Raw genomic sequence first — 15,515 nt, forward strand, 5'->3', positions numbered from 1 at the left:
TACGTTATATATTTCTTAATCGTCAAAAAACTTCACTCGACACTTCGCATACTCTAAAACCTCAAACATATATTGAATTGACAGAATATTCTCCAAACTATAAGGAGGGTAAAAAAAATGCAAGCTCGACATTTTAGACCACGGAATGTGATTGTTATTACGATCATTGTTAGTTTATCCCTGTTAACTGGTCATGCTATTTATACAAACTTCATAGAGGTTCATTCAAATGACATAACTACTGACAAAAAATCTGGCGTCTTTATAAGTGAAATCAGCACTCCTTTAAGTCCTAGTAATCCCGATGAAGTGTAACGTAGTATAAGCTTCATGATTGAATATGACATCATTAGCTTGTACGTTACAAACGGTGGAGTTGCCCATTTTAAAGTTACGTTAGCACAAGAAAAACTTGAGGTAATTTCCAAATAGGTTAGTGAAATTATTGCATCAAAAGTAAAATAAAATAACGCAAGAAGGGAATCACATAACTCGTGGTTCCCTCCTTCTTAATAGTTCCTATCCATTACTGCTATTTCCCCTTGTTCAATCTACTATATAAGTATTTTTCATTGTCTAGTATACGTTTATCGTTCGGTTTATATCTGCGCGCAGCTTCATTATGCTCATGTGCATTTTCATATAGACCTAAGCGATCATACAACTTACTTAATTGCAAATGTGGAAGCCATGTTGAATACGCTCGTCTCTGCGTACCGAGTGTAGTTGAAGATTGTTGTATCGCTTGCGAATACCAATAAATGGATGCTTCGTTTTTAAATTGCTCTATAAATAGATGACCGATTCGACAACAAGTTTCAGGACTCGGTCGCTCATACAATAATGATTGTAAAAGGGACTGAATTGCTTGTTTTGAATCGCGTAAATGTTGATAGCAATCTGCTACATTCAAACATGCCTGAATATTATCCTCTGCAGAACCAAGGTCTAAATCTAGAAAGGTATTATAGTGATTAATTGCTTCTAAAAAGCGCTGATGACTTTTTAATTCATTAGCATAATGAAACGTTTCTCTCGCTGAAAACGAATGTCCTGTGGCCATTAAACGCTCATAAATTTGAATATTACGATCCCTATCTTTTTTTAATGGTAAATGGGTAATCACTACATCGCTATGGAAAAGTTTCCCTTTCACATGTAGAAACTCATGAACAGCACCCTGCCACTGAAAATTTCGCGAACGTTTTACGAGTCGATATCTTTTTTCAGAGATCTCGATTTCTCCATCTTCATCTAATTGTACGTAATAATCCATAGAGACAGCATCAATATTAGGATTTAGCGATTTCTTAAGTTGCAGTAGCTTCTGCTGATATTCTGTCGTAAGTACATCATCTGCATCTAGCCATAAAGTATAATCTTTCGTTGCTTGTTGGAAAGAAAAATTACGGGCCTTTGCAAAATCATCGCACCATATGAAATCAAAAATACGCGTGGTATAGTTTTGAACAATTTCTTTTGTACGATCAGTAGAGCCCGTATCAATAATATTGATTTCATCCACTACATGTTGAACCGAATCTAGGCATCTTTCAATAATACTTTCTTCATTTTTGACAATCATGCATAAACTAATAGTTACCATCTGTCCCCTCCTCTATCTAAGTAATATATGCTACCTCTAAAATTGTCAGCTTGGATATTTTCCCATTTCAAATGTGAAGTTTTGCTGTTTCGTTGCAAAAATTTCCCTTTAATCCAAAAACGAACGGAGCAATATGCTACATCCGTTCGTTTTATCTTTATAAATATTCTTGTCGCCAACGTAATTGTTCTTTGTCTGATAACTGCTGTTCTAGCGTATTATCCCATTGATTTAATAGTGTATTCCACACTCTAGCGTACACAATATCTTGTTCCTTATCATGGAGGATGAATTCTAGACATGGAATATCATTTATTTGCTTGGCTTCTGTCTTCACAATGGTTTCAATGTGTGTATGTGCGGTGGTGGATTCATCATTTTCCTGCTGTAATGCTGCAATCATCATAGTTTCTTCAAATTGCTCCAGCTGTTCAGCCTCTTTATCTACATAGCGATATGGCTGTGGCAACTCATCATATTCCTCTATACTGTCTTCACCAATAGGAAGAAATACGTGATGGCATGGACTAAATAAAAGATTTGCTGTTTTCACATCTAGTTCCTCCTCAAAAATACCCCGCTCCAATTGTTGCTCACCTTTAGCAGTTAATCTGTAGCAACCTTCCCTTTGTTCAATAAGACGAACCCGAGCCATCAATGACACTAAATCTTCAATAAAAAGTGGGTCAACAAGTAATAGTTCACTTAATTCCTGCGCATTTTGAAAATCCGCCTCTTGCATGCTCATTAATAGCATTTTCATTAAGACATCCATTGTAGCACGACGAATAGGCTCATAGGTCACTTCTACGGTACGAATGGGAATGCACCATTCATTTGACTTCACTATTTTCACATGGCGATTATGCTGTAGTTCTTTCATTAACCGCTGCTGTAATTTTGACATCCTATATCACCTGTCCTTCATGATTACGTAAGCCCTTGTAGGATTTCACCGTTGTGAGAAGATTACTGTACATTTCACGCGTATCTTGATGTTTGGCTCGTTGTGCAAACATATCGGCGCTACCGACCAACATTAACAGCTCACGCGCGCGCGAAAGCGCAACATTTAAGCGACGATAATCGCGTGCAAAGCCGATGTCTCCTCCCTTAGGCGTATTACGTACCATACTCACTAAAATGACGTCCATCTCCATACCTTGGAACTTATCTACAGTCCCTGTTCTAAACTGGAGATGAGGTAGTTGTAGCTCCTGCTGAAGTAGGCGATTAATTTTCTTAACTTGCTCACCATAAAAGCTAATCACACCGACACTTTTCAGTGCATCCTGAGGCATGCGACCCGCCTTTTTCGCTTCAATAACAGCAGCATTTAAGTCTGTCAAAATGCGACGAATAGTTTGTAGCTCCCCTTCATTGTAGCGACTTGTTCCACCCTTAACTTGCTCCTCTAAATAAGGCTTTTCAGTTGGAATGTCAATCCATAGTAAATGATCATCTCGTCTGACAAATTGCCCCTCTAAACCATGGTCACGTGCCACATCTGAGTCTGGCAAACCACATTCTAAACCATTTTCTTCCTTGGCGTAAAATGGTGTAATACTATGCATGATTTTTTCATGCATCCTGTATTGTAATGCAAGCATTTGCTTATGAGTCGCTGGTAAATTATTAAATAAACGTTCAAATAACGATTCACGCAACAAATTTTTCAGCTCTTGTGCCCCATCAAAGTTAGGATTGTCATCTATCATCGATTTCAGCGTTTCCTCTAACGTATCATCGCCAAGCAGTGGCGGTAACTGATGGTGATCGCCTACCAAAATAATTTTCTTACCTTTAAGCATTGGTAATAATAATTCGGGTGGTGTCGCTTTCGATACCTCGTCGATAATAACGACATCGAAGGTTGGATAGTTTTCCATAAACTCCTTACTTGCAGAAGCAACGCATGTTGTTCCGATTACATTGGCATGCCGCACATATAATTTACGAATTTCATCCAAATCATATTCTGTTGCGTTTTGTAGCTTATCACGCCACTCCACTTGCAATTTTTTACGAAGAGGTAGCTGTTTTTCTTTGCGTTGCAGTTCCTCATAGCTTGATTTAGCCGACACAATAGCTTGTGCTACTTCCTCATATGTACGCTCCGGAGTAGACTGGAGGAGTTGCGTGAATACCGTTAATTTCTTTTCCTTCTTCAAACCAGCCACATTAATATCCTTTAGGCTTGCTTCAAATTGCGTTAATTGCTGTTCAATGTCTTGTAAGCTTGCTTGTACTGTTTGAAGCGCTGCCTTCTTCGGTACGAGCTGCGTATTTGCCTGTTCGACAGCTTGTAGCTGTTGGCGTGCTGTTTGTAAAAAGACTTGCTTTTCTGCTACCAGTATTTTCAATTGCGCTACAGATTCTTCTGGCATAGAGCCACATTGCGTTACTAGTGTTTCAGCAAGCTGCTGTAGTTTTTCTTGATGCTCGGTATACGGCTTCAATTGTCGCAACAAGCTTTGTACATTGAAGCTCGTAATCGCACATTCTTGATGTAATAGACTACTGACATTTTGACGTAATGATGCAAATTCTTGATCTTTATGTTCTTGCTGTTGTTGAAGTGCGACACCCTTTTGCCATACAAAATCACGACGCATATAGAGCCCAAGTAAATAGCTTTCTATTTGTTCTGCTGGTAGTGTCTGTCCCTCTTGAAAGGCTGTATTCAGCTGTGCAAACACGCCTGTTAAATTTTGCAATGAAAATGACTGAATAGGCTGCTGACGACTTTTTACAAGGGCTCGTTCCTTCGCTTCAGATGATAGTAATGATTCAAGCTTTTCAATTGCATTTCGTAGGCGCGTATTAATGATTGCCCAAGCTTCTAAATCCTTGGCATCCTCTAAATGCTCTAAACGTTGGATTTGCTGTGCTAACACATGAGAAGGTCGAACGTGATAATGCTGTAAAAAACGATGAATACGCTCAAAAGTAGTTAATGTACTAGTAAAATTTTGAGCTTCCTTCATTGATTGGAGTCGCTTGCTTTCTTCTTCGTATTTCATTTGAATATCTTGGAACTGTAGCGCCATTTGCGTTATCTGAACTTGTAATTCCTTATAGTGAATAGCCGCTTGCCACTGCTCTATCATTTTAGTAGTTTCATCTATAGTTAGTTGCAATTGTTCCATTGAATTATTTTCTGTGAGAATCTGTTCCAGTGACTCAATAATAGGCTCTAATTGTGAAAGCTGTTTCTCGTAATGCTCTTTTTGCGCTTCACATGCTTGTTGCTCTGTCTTAACGGTTTTCAATTCTTTTTTTAATGCTTGGATTTCTTGTTGTAAAATCGGCTCATCGATAGCCGCTTGCTCTTTTGCCGCAATTTCCTTTGTAAGTTCCTCGAGCCATGTTTCTAGTTTTTCTAATTCATCTTTAGCTTTAATCATATTGTTTTGTAGTTCGTGCTCGCGTGCACTAAAGCTTGTAATTTCTTCCTCGACAGCGGCAAGTGTTTGCTCACGCCAATGTAGAGCAACGTTTTCCTCGATGAATTTTTTCCCCTCTTCCTCAATACTTTCCGTACGGCCATAGCGTAAAATACGAATTTCTTGATTGGAAAGTAGTCTCCCTAATGCATTATCTACGGCTAAATTTGATTGAGAGGCAACAAGTGTTTTTAAACCTGCCTTTACATTTTGTTGGCAGATTTCAGAGATAACAGTTGTCTTCCCTGTCCCAGGTGGTCCTTGTATGACATATAAATCCTCTACAGATAGAGCACCGATAACAGCCCGACGTTGATAGTCGTTTAAGTTATTATGAAATTCTATATCATCCCGTTGCTTAGCTGTTCTTACAGTTGGACGTTTTTCAAACAATATCGTCTCTAAACTAGGGTTGACTGCCTCACCTTTTTCGAGCTTAGTAAAACCATTGCGTAAGCGTTTAATTTGGCTCAATGTTGCAAAATTACTAAAGCTCGCTTGCTTTGAACGAACATTGAGTTGATCCTTTCTCGCCTGATCCTGTGCGAAAGGTTTTAAGTCAATCTCAATCGTTTGCTTCCCTGCATTTACTTTTAACACTTGTCCGATTTCGCCACGAACGCCTTGAATACTAACACTCAAGCCATTTAACTGCTTCCACTCCTTCGCTTTCACATAGGGGCATACGAGCGTAAGGCGTGTAAAATCTTCATTAAAATAGCTTTGTTTAAATTCTGTATGAATATCATCAATTGTCGCATCACGCTCTTGGATTTTTAAATAGCCTTCCCAGCTGGCAATTCGCTTTTTAACATATTCCGTACGCTCCTCAGCAATTGGTAGTTCTCTTATTTTGGTATGAAGGTCTAACGGAATACCCGCTCCATTATTAGGTCTTGTTACAAATTGCAGTACAACTGGTAAACGACGATTTGTATTCACTGGCCCGCGCATATGTACGAAACGGATATTTGTTGCCAGTAAGCCTTCAACTTTTAATACACAATCCATAATCGCTGTTTTCTCTTCGATTATGCCTGCTAACTTTTCATTTTGCTGTGCATTAAAATAAATCGACAAAAACGTTTCACCCGGGGTTTTCGCCTTTCGTTTTTCAATATAGACGGTAAATGTTTTTTGTAACGCAAAAAAGGCATGCTCATTTGCTGAGCATTCCTCTACCGCTTCCTTCGCCTTATTCGTCAAAATGAGATTACAGCGTTGTTTTTCTAGTAAAGCGATGTCCTGCATGAGCAGCCCTCCCTTCCGATTTCACTAAAATCTTATTTTATCATATTGTAAAAGAATTCTAGAAAAGAAAAATCCCCTGAACAGTGATTTCCTTCCACTGTACAAGGGATTATTGTTTTCCGATATGATTAAAGGCTTAGCGACCTTCACTTACATGCAAGGAGTTAAACCACATGTTGTCATTTTTAATGTTGGTCAATGGTTTCTTTCGGTAATGTTTTGCTCATTTCACAATATTGTACAAAGACGCGTGCCATTTCGCGTAAACGATTATGCACATCAACATCAGTAATATTATTATCTGCATCAAAATGTGATGTGTGTGTGTATACATAGTTTGGTGTTACTAGCGCACGGAAGTAATCTAAAATTGGTTTTAATTGATTTTCCACTACTAAATGATGCTGGTATGTGCCACCATTTGCAACAATTGATACAGGTTTATAGCGCATTGTTTTAGGATGTAAGAAATCAAAAGCATTTTTCAATACGCCTGGAATCGAAGCTTGGAAAATCGGTGTTGCAATAATATAAGCATCGGCTTCTTCAAATTTTTGAATCATTTTTTTCATATCATCATTTAACGGTGACCCATCGACGATTTGATGCTTATATTCACTAAAATGCATAATTTCTAACTCAAAATTAGCATCTAATTCTTTAATATATTGTTCAACTTGCTCTAAAATAGCACCAGTTTTACGTCCAAACATTGTGCCATCAACGAGTAAAATTTTCATTATCATTTTGCCTCCACATTCATCTTCTACAATAATATTGTAACAAATGAATAGAAGCACGGGAAGAATAGGAACGGTCAAAACCATAAATTCAGTCTTTAGGCGGAATGAAACAAACTCTTAATGGTGAAGAGCGCATTCACTTCTCATCTCTTCGTTTAAAATTCACTTCTTTATCTACAACGCTCTCTGTTACTTTAAATTTATCTCGGTTGATAATGACATCTCGATTGACCTTACTATCTTCATCAATTGTATTTGGCAATTTATTTTTTTCCCAATTAAAATAATTGTCACGTGAGGCTTGCTCATCTTTTAACTTAGGAAAATCTAACGAAACTAATTTCTGCGACGGATAAATCGTTACAGGCTGCTCTTTACTATACAACGCAATAACAATCATCGCCTTGGCAACCTGTGACGCTTCTATTGCACGAGAACGTTTCAGTGGCCCCACTAATAAAGGCTTTGCAAACTTGAGAACTTTCTGTCCCACCTTTTCACCAAAACGGAAATCCTTGCGCGCTCCTATCAATAATGATGGACGAATAATCGATAGACGCTGTAAACCAAGTTCCTTTAACGCATGCTCAAGCTTGCCCTTTACACGATTGTAGTAAAACAATGAATTCGCATTTGCCCCCATTGCTGTTATGACAAGCATATGTGGTATACCTCGCTTTTTGGCCAATGATGCAATAGCTAAAGGATATTCAAAATCAACTTTCTCAAATACTTCGCGAGAACCTGCCTTTTTTTTGGTAGTTCCTAAACAACAATAGAGCTCATGAGCAAATTCAATATCATTTTCTTCTAATGTATCAAAGTTACGAATTTTGACCTCTAGCTTTGCATGCTCAAAAGCTGGTTTTTGACGTGCAATAACTGTCACTGAAATATATTCATCATTTTCACATAACTGTGCTACAAGCGAGGTGCCTGTTAATCCTGTTGCCCCTACAACAATTGCTGCACGCATTCCCATTGTGATGTTCCCTCCTTCTTCTAATGAAGTTTATGTATTAATTTAGCTAATCCTAATTTTTACACATACTTGCCCATTTTTCACCATAATTTAAATAGACAGACGAAAGGATGGGATACATTTGCAAAACGAAACTCAAACAATTAAACCGAAAAAAACGATTGTTTTCATTATTGAAAGCTGCATTGATAAAGGGCTCTATCCTTTTGAACGGGTTGCAACACTTGCTAAGCTACTCACACATGAGAAAGTTTTCATATTCGCAAAAACCCCTTCAAACGATGGGATACAAATTTTAATGAATGAAAATCTATCGCCTATATTATTCGAACATTTCGACGAACTATCAAAGCATATGAAAGGGATACAGCCTGATTTAATCGTTCGAGATGGTCGTAATTCTGAAAGCTGGCAAGTACACAATTTAAGACCATTTTGTAAAACAATCATCCATTTTGATGATTTTGGTGAAGGTGGTCAAGCCTGTGACTGCGTTTTACTAGCACTCTATCAAGAAGTTAAAGATTATTTACCATCACATTACATCGGTGGAAGCTTTGTCTTTGCTTTACCGGATACTTTCCAGCATTCAGAAGATTTACCGGACATTAAAATACCTGAAGATCCTCCACATATCGTTGTTGCTTTTGAGGATGGGGACGAGCATAACTTAACTTACCGAACGCTTCGACACTTAACTCAGCTACAAATTCCACTACAAATTACTGTGATGATTGATGACAGCTACCGACATGCAACCGATGATTTGCAGATGATGGTTCTAAGTCGACGTAATACTGCCATTCTTCGTGATAAAGACGCACTCCTAAAACTATTACCCAAAGCTGATGTTATTATTTGTAACGCCAACTACACACCTTATAAAATTGCTTCCTATGGTGTACCTTGCATCACTTTAGCACAAACAGAGGCCGAACTATTACATGCTTTTCCTCGTGAACATAATGGCTTCATTCATCTTGGTCTTGGGCGTAAAATGAAGCAGTCACAAATTCAAAACGCCGTAATGGAATTTTTGTTACATGAGGCGAGAAGCGAACGTGCTGTGAAAAAGCAACGTCAACTTAACCTTGCAAACAATAATGAGACGCTGGAAGCATTATTGCTTGATTTCGCATATGACCGTCATAATATCGCTTCAACTTAGTGATTCTTTTTAGGTGGATATGATACAATGTATTAGAATTTTTACACTTTCGCTTTTGTCAGCGTTTATCCCGTACTAAGGGTTCTAACCTCCCCCACTTCAATTTTGAGAAAACAGGGACGTTTAAAGTAAGGATTCGGCACACCCTTAAGTACCGATTGGTTCAACTAATAAGCGGTGGGGGATACGAAAAACCCTCACCGCTTAAAGTTTAGCTTTAAACGCATTTGTCATACAAATACCGATATAAAGGAGCAATGTATCATGCCATCAAAAAGTGATATTGAATATCAAATTAAAGAATTAAAAATGGATTATATGAATTTACAAGGTGACATTGAAAAGCTCGAATCTACAGGCCACAACGACCAAGTATCACAGGCTGAACAACGCCTTGCCAACATGGAAGCAAAATTAGCTGAACTAAATAAACAATTAGCAGCACTTTAAGTAATCTAGATTTTTGGAGGAACATTTATGGCAATATTAACAGTTGAAAACTTAGGTCATTCATTTGGTGACCGCACACTTTTTAAAGACGTATCCTTTCGTTTAGTAGAAGGCGATCATATTGGACTTGTTGGTGCAAATGGCGTTGGTAAATCTACACTAATGGGTATCATTACAGGCCAAACAATCCACGATACAGGAAAAGTTGAATGGCTACCAGGTACACATTACGGCTATTTAGATCAACATACTGTACTAACAGCCGGACGTACAATGCGTGATGTTTTACGTGACGCTTTCCTCCCACTCTATAAAAAGGAAGAAGAGCTAAACGATATTACAGGTAAAATGGCTGAAGCAACACCTGAAGAGTTAGAAGTATTATTGGAGCAAATGGCCGAGGTACAAGATGCATTAGATGCAGGTGACTTTTACACATTAGATATGAAAATCGAAGAAGTCGCACGTGGTTTAGGTCTTGATGCAATTGGCTTAGAACGTGACGTTGCTGCCCTTTCTGGTGGTCAGCGGACAAAGGTTTTGTTAGCTAAGCTTTTGCTTGAAAAACCGAAAGTATTATTACTTGATGAGCCAACCAACTACCTTGACGAAGAACATATTACATGGCTGAAAAACTATTTAAAGAACTATCCACATGCATTCCTACTCATTTCCCATGATACGGAATTTATGAACGACACAGTGGATGTAATCTTCCAATTGGAATTTTCTAAGTTAACTCGTTATACTGCAACATACGAAAAGTTTATCGAGCTAGCTGAAATAAACAAACGTCAGCATCTTGACGCTTATGAAAAGCAGCAGGAATTCATAAAAAAACAAGAGGATTTTATTGCGAAAAACAAAGCACGTTATTCAACAACTGGTCGTGCAAAATCGCGCGCGAAGCAGCTTGATCGTTTAGAACGAATTGACCGTCCTGAAACAGCAGTAAAGCCTGAATTCGGCTTTAAAGAGGCACGCACGCCAAGCCGTTATGTTGTAGAAGCAGAAAGTTTAGTCATCGGTTACGATAAAGATAAGCCGTTACTTCCTCCTCTGTCATTTATGATTGAACGCGGTGAAAAAATTGCCTTAGTCGGCATGAACGGTGTTGGTAAGTCTACCTTACTGAAAACGATGCTTGGTAAAATCAATCCACTCGGTGGCAAAGTGATCCGTGGCGATTATTTAGCCCCTTCTTACTTTGAACAAGAAGTAAAAGCTGATAAAATTACGCCAATTGATGATGTGTGGAACGCCTTCCCTTCAATGGAACAAGCACAAGTTCGTGCAGCTTTAGCGCGTGCAGGATTGAAAACTGATCATATTACGCGTCCACTCAATTCCCTATCAGGGGGCGAGCAAGCTAAAGTTCGCCTTTGTAAACTGATGATGGAAGAAGCGAACTGGCTATTATTTGACGAACCTACTAACCACTTAGATGTTGATGCGAAAGAAGAACTAAAACGTGCCATGAAAGAATTCAAAGGTACAATCGTGCTAGTTAGCCATGAACCTGAATTCTATGAAGGTTTAGTCACAAAAGTATGGAATGTCCAAGACTGGTTTACTTCAGGACAGCAAAGTTAAGAACATCTCTCACCGACACACTATCGTGTGTCGGTGTTTTCTTGTAATTAAGGGATCATAGTGTAACGAATCATAAATAGATTGTTAGACGCAATTGACTTCTCGCAGATAATGCCCCCTAGAGATTCTCAGTGCCAAATATCAACCCTTCTTTCGTGTCTCATAAAAAATATCTCTGTAATCTAGCAATCTTACATCATTGTAAGTAAATTTTACGAAACTTTTCCCTATTCCAAGCGTATATTCTAATATAGTTGAAAAAATTTCATTTTCCATTGACTTTTTTTTCAATTAGCTATTGATTTATATATAGCTTACTAGTAAGATATATGTATAACCTATTTAGCTTACTAATAAGATATTCATAAAATATAATCTAAAAAAGAAAGCGGGGAATGAAGAATGACAGTTACAATTTACTCACAAGCGAGCTGTTCTTCATCCAGAAAAGCATTAAAATGGCTAAAAGATCACAATATCGAATATAAAGAAAAACGTATTACATCACATCTACTTACGCTTGCAGAATTCAAAGAAATTTTAAGCATGACTGAAGACGGAACTGATGAAATTATTGCAACGAATTCAAATGATTTTAAAAATCTAAACATCGATATCGACCAATTATCTATTCAAGAATTGTATGCAATTATTCAGGCTCATCCGCGAATGCTGCGTAGCCCAATTTTAATTGATGAAAAACGTATTCAAGTTGGGTACAATGAAATGGACATCCGTCGTTTTATTCCACGTAAAGTACGTGCTTACGAATTAAATGCGATGACAAGATTGGCACAAGAAAGTTAAAACAGTTTTGGAGATGACCTATATGGATCAAGAAAAACAAAAAGCCATTTCCTCGTTGTTTGAAGTCGTCTCTTCCATTGAGCGTAAATGGGCAAACGAGTGGAATAATCATAATGTACTCGGCTTTTCAAAAACCCATATTTTAATTTTAGACTATTTATCGCAGGAGGGACCTAAGCGCCCTTCTGCTATTGCAGATCGTTTGAAAGTGACAACAGGTGGGGTTACAGTTTTAACGACCAAACTCATCAATGCGGGCTTTATAGAGAAAACACAGCATGCAACAGACCGTCGAGCTTCCCAGTTAGAAATCACCCCTGATGGTGAAGATATTTTAGAAGAATCACGTCAACAAGTTAGCGAAATCATCAACAATATGTTTGGCATGCTGTCAGCTGAAGAGGTACAAACTTTACGAGATATTTTCGCAAAATGTTTGCTCGAAGTTGAAATCAATCGTCATGATTAAAAACTTATTTGCATACCTTGCACCTATTGTTAGACTACTTCTAACTTTTAGAGGTGCTTTTTTTTTTGCAAATTTTAAGGAATGTCCCCCAACTTTCTATATAATATAAATCCGCTTCGCTTTCGCCGTATAAAACATTTGATGCTGTCGTTCCTTATCAGAGATACTAGGACTTAATTCAACGATATTGGCAGTTCTAGCAGCGATTCCAAGATTTCTACTAATTTTGTTAGAGGTTTCCTGATGATTTCGGGTACTTTATCAGCTATATATGATGTTCTACCTTCAAAAATTTCAGCAACAAAAAAGATGCATCGCAAATTATGTCATTTTGCAATGCATCTCTTTTTGATTGGTCGAACAAATACTTCCGTCTAAGTAATTATTATTTTAATGTGCGACCAATGCAAACTATTATGCTGGCAACACAGCCTCCACTATTGATACGTCAGCCATTAGCATTTCTTTTAAACGCGCTTTCGCACGGAATAAGCGTGATTTCACTGTTCCAATCGATACCTTCATTATTGTAGAAATTTCAGCAAGTGAGTATTGATCTATGTAGAAATACCACAATGTTTTTTGATAAATCGAATCTAATTGCCCCATTTTATCCTGCACTAGTTTTGTTACAATGTCTTTTTCAATTTTTTCTTCTGTAGAAATCTCATTATTAGGAACCAAATCTAAGATTGGAACGTCTAATGTTTCAGGTTGATTCATCATGTACTTACTACGTCTTACTTTTTTACGATAGCGATCTCTAAATGTATTCATAGTAATTGTTGTTAGCCAAGCTTTAATATGTTCTACTTCGGCAACGCTGTCCTCATAGCGTACAACTTTTACCCAAACTTCTTGCATTAAATCTTCCGCTTCTACATTATTGCGAGTAAGCTTTAAGCATAGATGATAAATATAACGATTAAATTCCTCATATACGCCTTCTAATTTTTCATTCATTGTGTATTCCTCCGCTTCTTGTTCTTGCTTCTATACACATTCTCGCAAAATAATGTATTACACTCTATCGTATTTGCTTTCAATTTCATTACAATCGTGTAAGCTTAATTGCTTTCACTTGTAATATTCGTAAAAAATGTTTTTCTACTATACTTCCAAAGGTAATGTATAACATAGAAATAAAACCCCCACTTCGCCATAAAAGACGACACTACGCCATAAAAGTCTTTCTTTTAAATGGGAGATCAGAAAGCGGCATGTAATCATATTGTTATGCAACCACTAAAAGGTTTAGATTTAAGGGCTCCTATCTACTTTTAAGATTGTCTTAAAAGTAAAAACACCACCCTACGGTACTTTTTTAGCTAAATGCTTTCCTTTACAGACTCCCCTCCCAAATTGTACAATTTTTGCCCAATCAAACCGAAAGATGTGATACATAAGCAAGTACCATCATTACTAATAAAATAAACGTCTATTTCAATACCATGGTCGTAGGGTCCATAAAGGTCCCTTAATGTATTGCTATAACAGGATTCTCCAGCCACATTATGCTATACTCTTTCTAGTATCGAAATATTGGAAAGAGGGATGAAATGATGACACATTTACAGGAATTAGACGCTTATTTTACTGAACATCGTGAAGCTCATTTGCATGAATTAAATGAATTTTTACGTATTCCAAGCATTAGTTCGTTATCAGCACACAAAGGGGATATTCAAGCTGCAGCTGAATGGCTAGCAAACGCTTGCAAAAAGCTAAACTTAGAAAACATCTCAATTACCCAAACAGCAGGTCATCCTGTTGTTTATGCAGATTGGTTACACGCTGAAGGACAACCAACTATTCTTTTTTACGGTCACTATGATGTACAACCTGTAGATCCATTACACTTATGGGAAAGTGAGCCGTTCAATCCTACAATTCGTGACAACAAATTATTCGCACGTGGTGCAAGTGATGATAAAGGCCAAGTTTTCATGCACTTAAAAATGATTGAAGCATTATTTGCTACAACTGGTACATTACCTGTAAATGTGAAGTTTATTTATGAAGGTGAAGAAGAAATCGGCAGTCCTCACCTCCCTGCCTTTGTAGAAGAACATAAGGAAAAATTAGCTGCAGATTTAATTTTGATTTCAGATACTGGTCTTTATGGACCTGGTAAGCCAGCTGTGTGCTATGGTTTACGCGGTTTAACAGGTGTACAAATTGATGTACGCGGGGCAAAAGGTGATTTACACTCTGGTCTTTACGGTGGTGGCGTGCAAAATGCGATTCATGCATTAGCAGACATTTTAGCATCCTTCCGTGATGAACATGGCACAATTCAGGTAGACGGCTTCTATGACAAAGTATTACCATTGTCAGAAGAAGAACGTGAGGCATATCGCGCGCTTGGCTTCGATGAAGAGTCAGTGAAGGAAGAAGTCGGTGTGAAAGAGTTGTTCGGGGAAACTGGCTATTCTTACTTAGAGCAAACATGGGCTCGTCCGACACTAGAAGTTAACGGAGTGTTTGGTGGCTTCTCAGGTGAGGGCATTAAAACTGTATTACCTGCTGAGGCTGGCGCTAAAATCACTTGTCGACTTGTACCAAATCAAGAGCCAGATGAAATAGTTGCACTCTTAAAAGCACATATCGAAAAGCATAAACCAACTGGTGTTGAAGTAACCATTTCTGAATTCGATAAAGGACGCCCTTTCATAACGCCATTCGACCATCCAGTTATTCAAGCGGCAGGACGCTCTTACGAAAAAGTTTATCATGTCCCGACTGCTTACACACGTGGTGGCGGTTCAATACCCATCGTAGCTGCATTCGATGAAATTTTAGAATTACCTGTCGTATTAATGGGCTTCGGCTTATCTAGTGAAAACTTCCATGCTCCGAATGAGCACTTCCATTTAGAAAATTTCGATAAAGGTCTACGTGTTTTAGGTGACTACTTATATGAAGTTGCAAGTTTAAATAATAAGTAATACTACTCGCTGTTTATAACTTTAGAACTCGATTTATCACGTTCTAAGACTA

At 37.9% G+C, this 15,515-nt stretch carries 13 protein-coding genes; 7 read left to right on the forward strand and 6 right to left on the reverse strand.

Annotated features, from left to right (window positions below; translation table 11 throughout):
* The first annotated feature begins 117 nt into the window (after nt 1–117).
* The gene (locus tag C9J35_RS10585) at nt 118–315 is read left to right on the forward strand and encodes a hypothetical protein (RefSeq protein WP_107924479.1); all 198 of its coding nucleotides are present in this window, start codon (nt 118–120) and stop codon (nt 313–315) included.
* Between the two features lie 217 nt (nt 316–532).
* Here C9J35_RS10585 and C9J35_RS10590 read toward each other — a convergent pair whose 3' ends face one another.
* The 5 genes from C9J35_RS10590 to C9J35_RS10610 form a co-directional block, all read right to left on the reverse strand.
* Nucleotides 533–1,606, reverse strand: coding sequence for a glycosyltransferase (locus C9J35_RS10590; RefSeq protein WP_107924480.1), 1,074 nt, complete (start codon nt 1,604–1,606; stop codon nt 533–535).
* Nucleotides 1,607–1,763: 157 nt separating this feature from the next.
* Nucleotides 1,764–2,513, reverse strand: coding sequence for a hypothetical protein (locus C9J35_RS10595; protein WP_107924481.1), 750 nt, complete (start codon nt 2,511–2,513; stop codon nt 1,764–1,766).
* A gap of 1 nt (nt 2,514) precedes the next feature.
* Nucleotides 2,515–6,303 (reverse strand): AAA domain-containing protein, encoded by a 3,789-nt coding sequence (locus C9J35_RS10600; protein ID WP_107924482.1) that lies wholly within the window; start codon nt 6,301–6,303, stop codon nt 2,515–2,517.
* A gap of 185 nt (nt 6,304–6,488) precedes the next feature.
* Entirely contained in the window at nt 6,489–7,043 is a 555-nt protein-coding gene (locus C9J35_RS10605; RefSeq protein ID WP_107924483.1) for an NADPH-dependent FMN reductase, read from the reverse strand.
* 139 nt (nt 7,044–7,182) lie between these two features.
* The gene (locus C9J35_RS10610; RefSeq protein ID WP_107924484.1) at nt 7,183–8,028 is read right to left on the reverse strand and encodes an NAD(P)H-binding protein; all 846 of its coding nucleotides are present in this window, start codon (nt 8,026–8,028) and stop codon (nt 7,183–7,185) included.
* 121 nt (nt 8,029–8,149) lie between these two features.
* On the opposite strand from C9J35_RS10610, the gene C9J35_RS10615 reads away from it, so the two are divergent.
* The 5 genes from C9J35_RS10615 (at nt 8,150) to C9J35_RS10635 (ending at nt 12,515) form a co-directional block, all read left to right on the forward strand.
* Nucleotides 8,150–9,196, forward strand: coding sequence for a PseG/SpsG family protein (locus tag C9J35_RS10615; RefSeq protein WP_107924485.1), 1,047 nt, complete (start codon nt 8,150–8,152; stop codon nt 9,194–9,196).
* Nucleotides 9,197–9,460: 264 nt separating this feature from the next.
* Complete coding sequence (locus tag C9J35_RS10620; protein WP_054768016.1) at nt 9,461–9,646, forward strand: SE1832 family protein; 186 nt, start codon at nt 9,461–9,463, stop codon at nt 9,644–9,646.
* A 27-nt stretch (nt 9,647–9,673) separates the two neighbouring features.
* On the forward strand, nt 9,674–11,239 hold the full coding sequence (locus C9J35_RS10625) for an ABC-F family ATP-binding cassette domain-containing protein (protein ID WP_107924486.1): 1,566 nt from the start codon (nt 9,674–9,676) through the stop codon (nt 11,237–11,239).
* 402 nt (nt 11,240–11,641) lie between these two features.
* On the forward strand, nt 11,642–12,046 hold the full coding sequence (gene spx, locus C9J35_RS10630) for a transcriptional regulator Spx (RefSeq protein WP_054768017.1): 405 nt from the start codon (nt 11,642–11,644) through the stop codon (nt 12,044–12,046).
* A gap of 22 nt (nt 12,047–12,068) precedes the next feature.
* A complete protein-coding gene (locus C9J35_RS10635) occupies nt 12,069–12,515 on the forward strand; it encodes a MarR family winged helix-turn-helix transcriptional regulator (RefSeq protein WP_054768018.1) in 447 nt (148 codons plus the stop codon).
* A 414-nt stretch (nt 12,516–12,929) separates the two neighbouring features.
* Here the strand turns inward: C9J35_RS10635 and C9J35_RS10640 are convergent, their stop codons facing one another.
* A complete protein-coding gene (locus C9J35_RS10640) occupies nt 12,930–13,478 on the reverse strand; it encodes an RNA polymerase sigma factor (protein ID WP_107924487.1) in 549 nt (182 codons plus the stop codon).
* Between the two features lie 599 nt (nt 13,479–14,077).
* Here C9J35_RS10640 and C9J35_RS10645 point away from each other — a divergent pair.
* Nucleotides 14,078–15,463, forward strand: coding sequence for a dipeptidase (locus C9J35_RS10645; protein ID WP_107924488.1), 1,386 nt, complete (start codon nt 14,078–14,080; stop codon nt 15,461–15,463).
* Nucleotides 15,464–15,515 lie beyond the last annotated feature (52 nt).

Source organism: Lysinibacillus parviboronicapiens, assembly GCF_003049575.1.
GTDB lineage: Bacteria > Bacillota > Bacilli > Bacillales_A > Planococcaceae > Lysinibacillus > Lysinibacillus parviboronicapiens.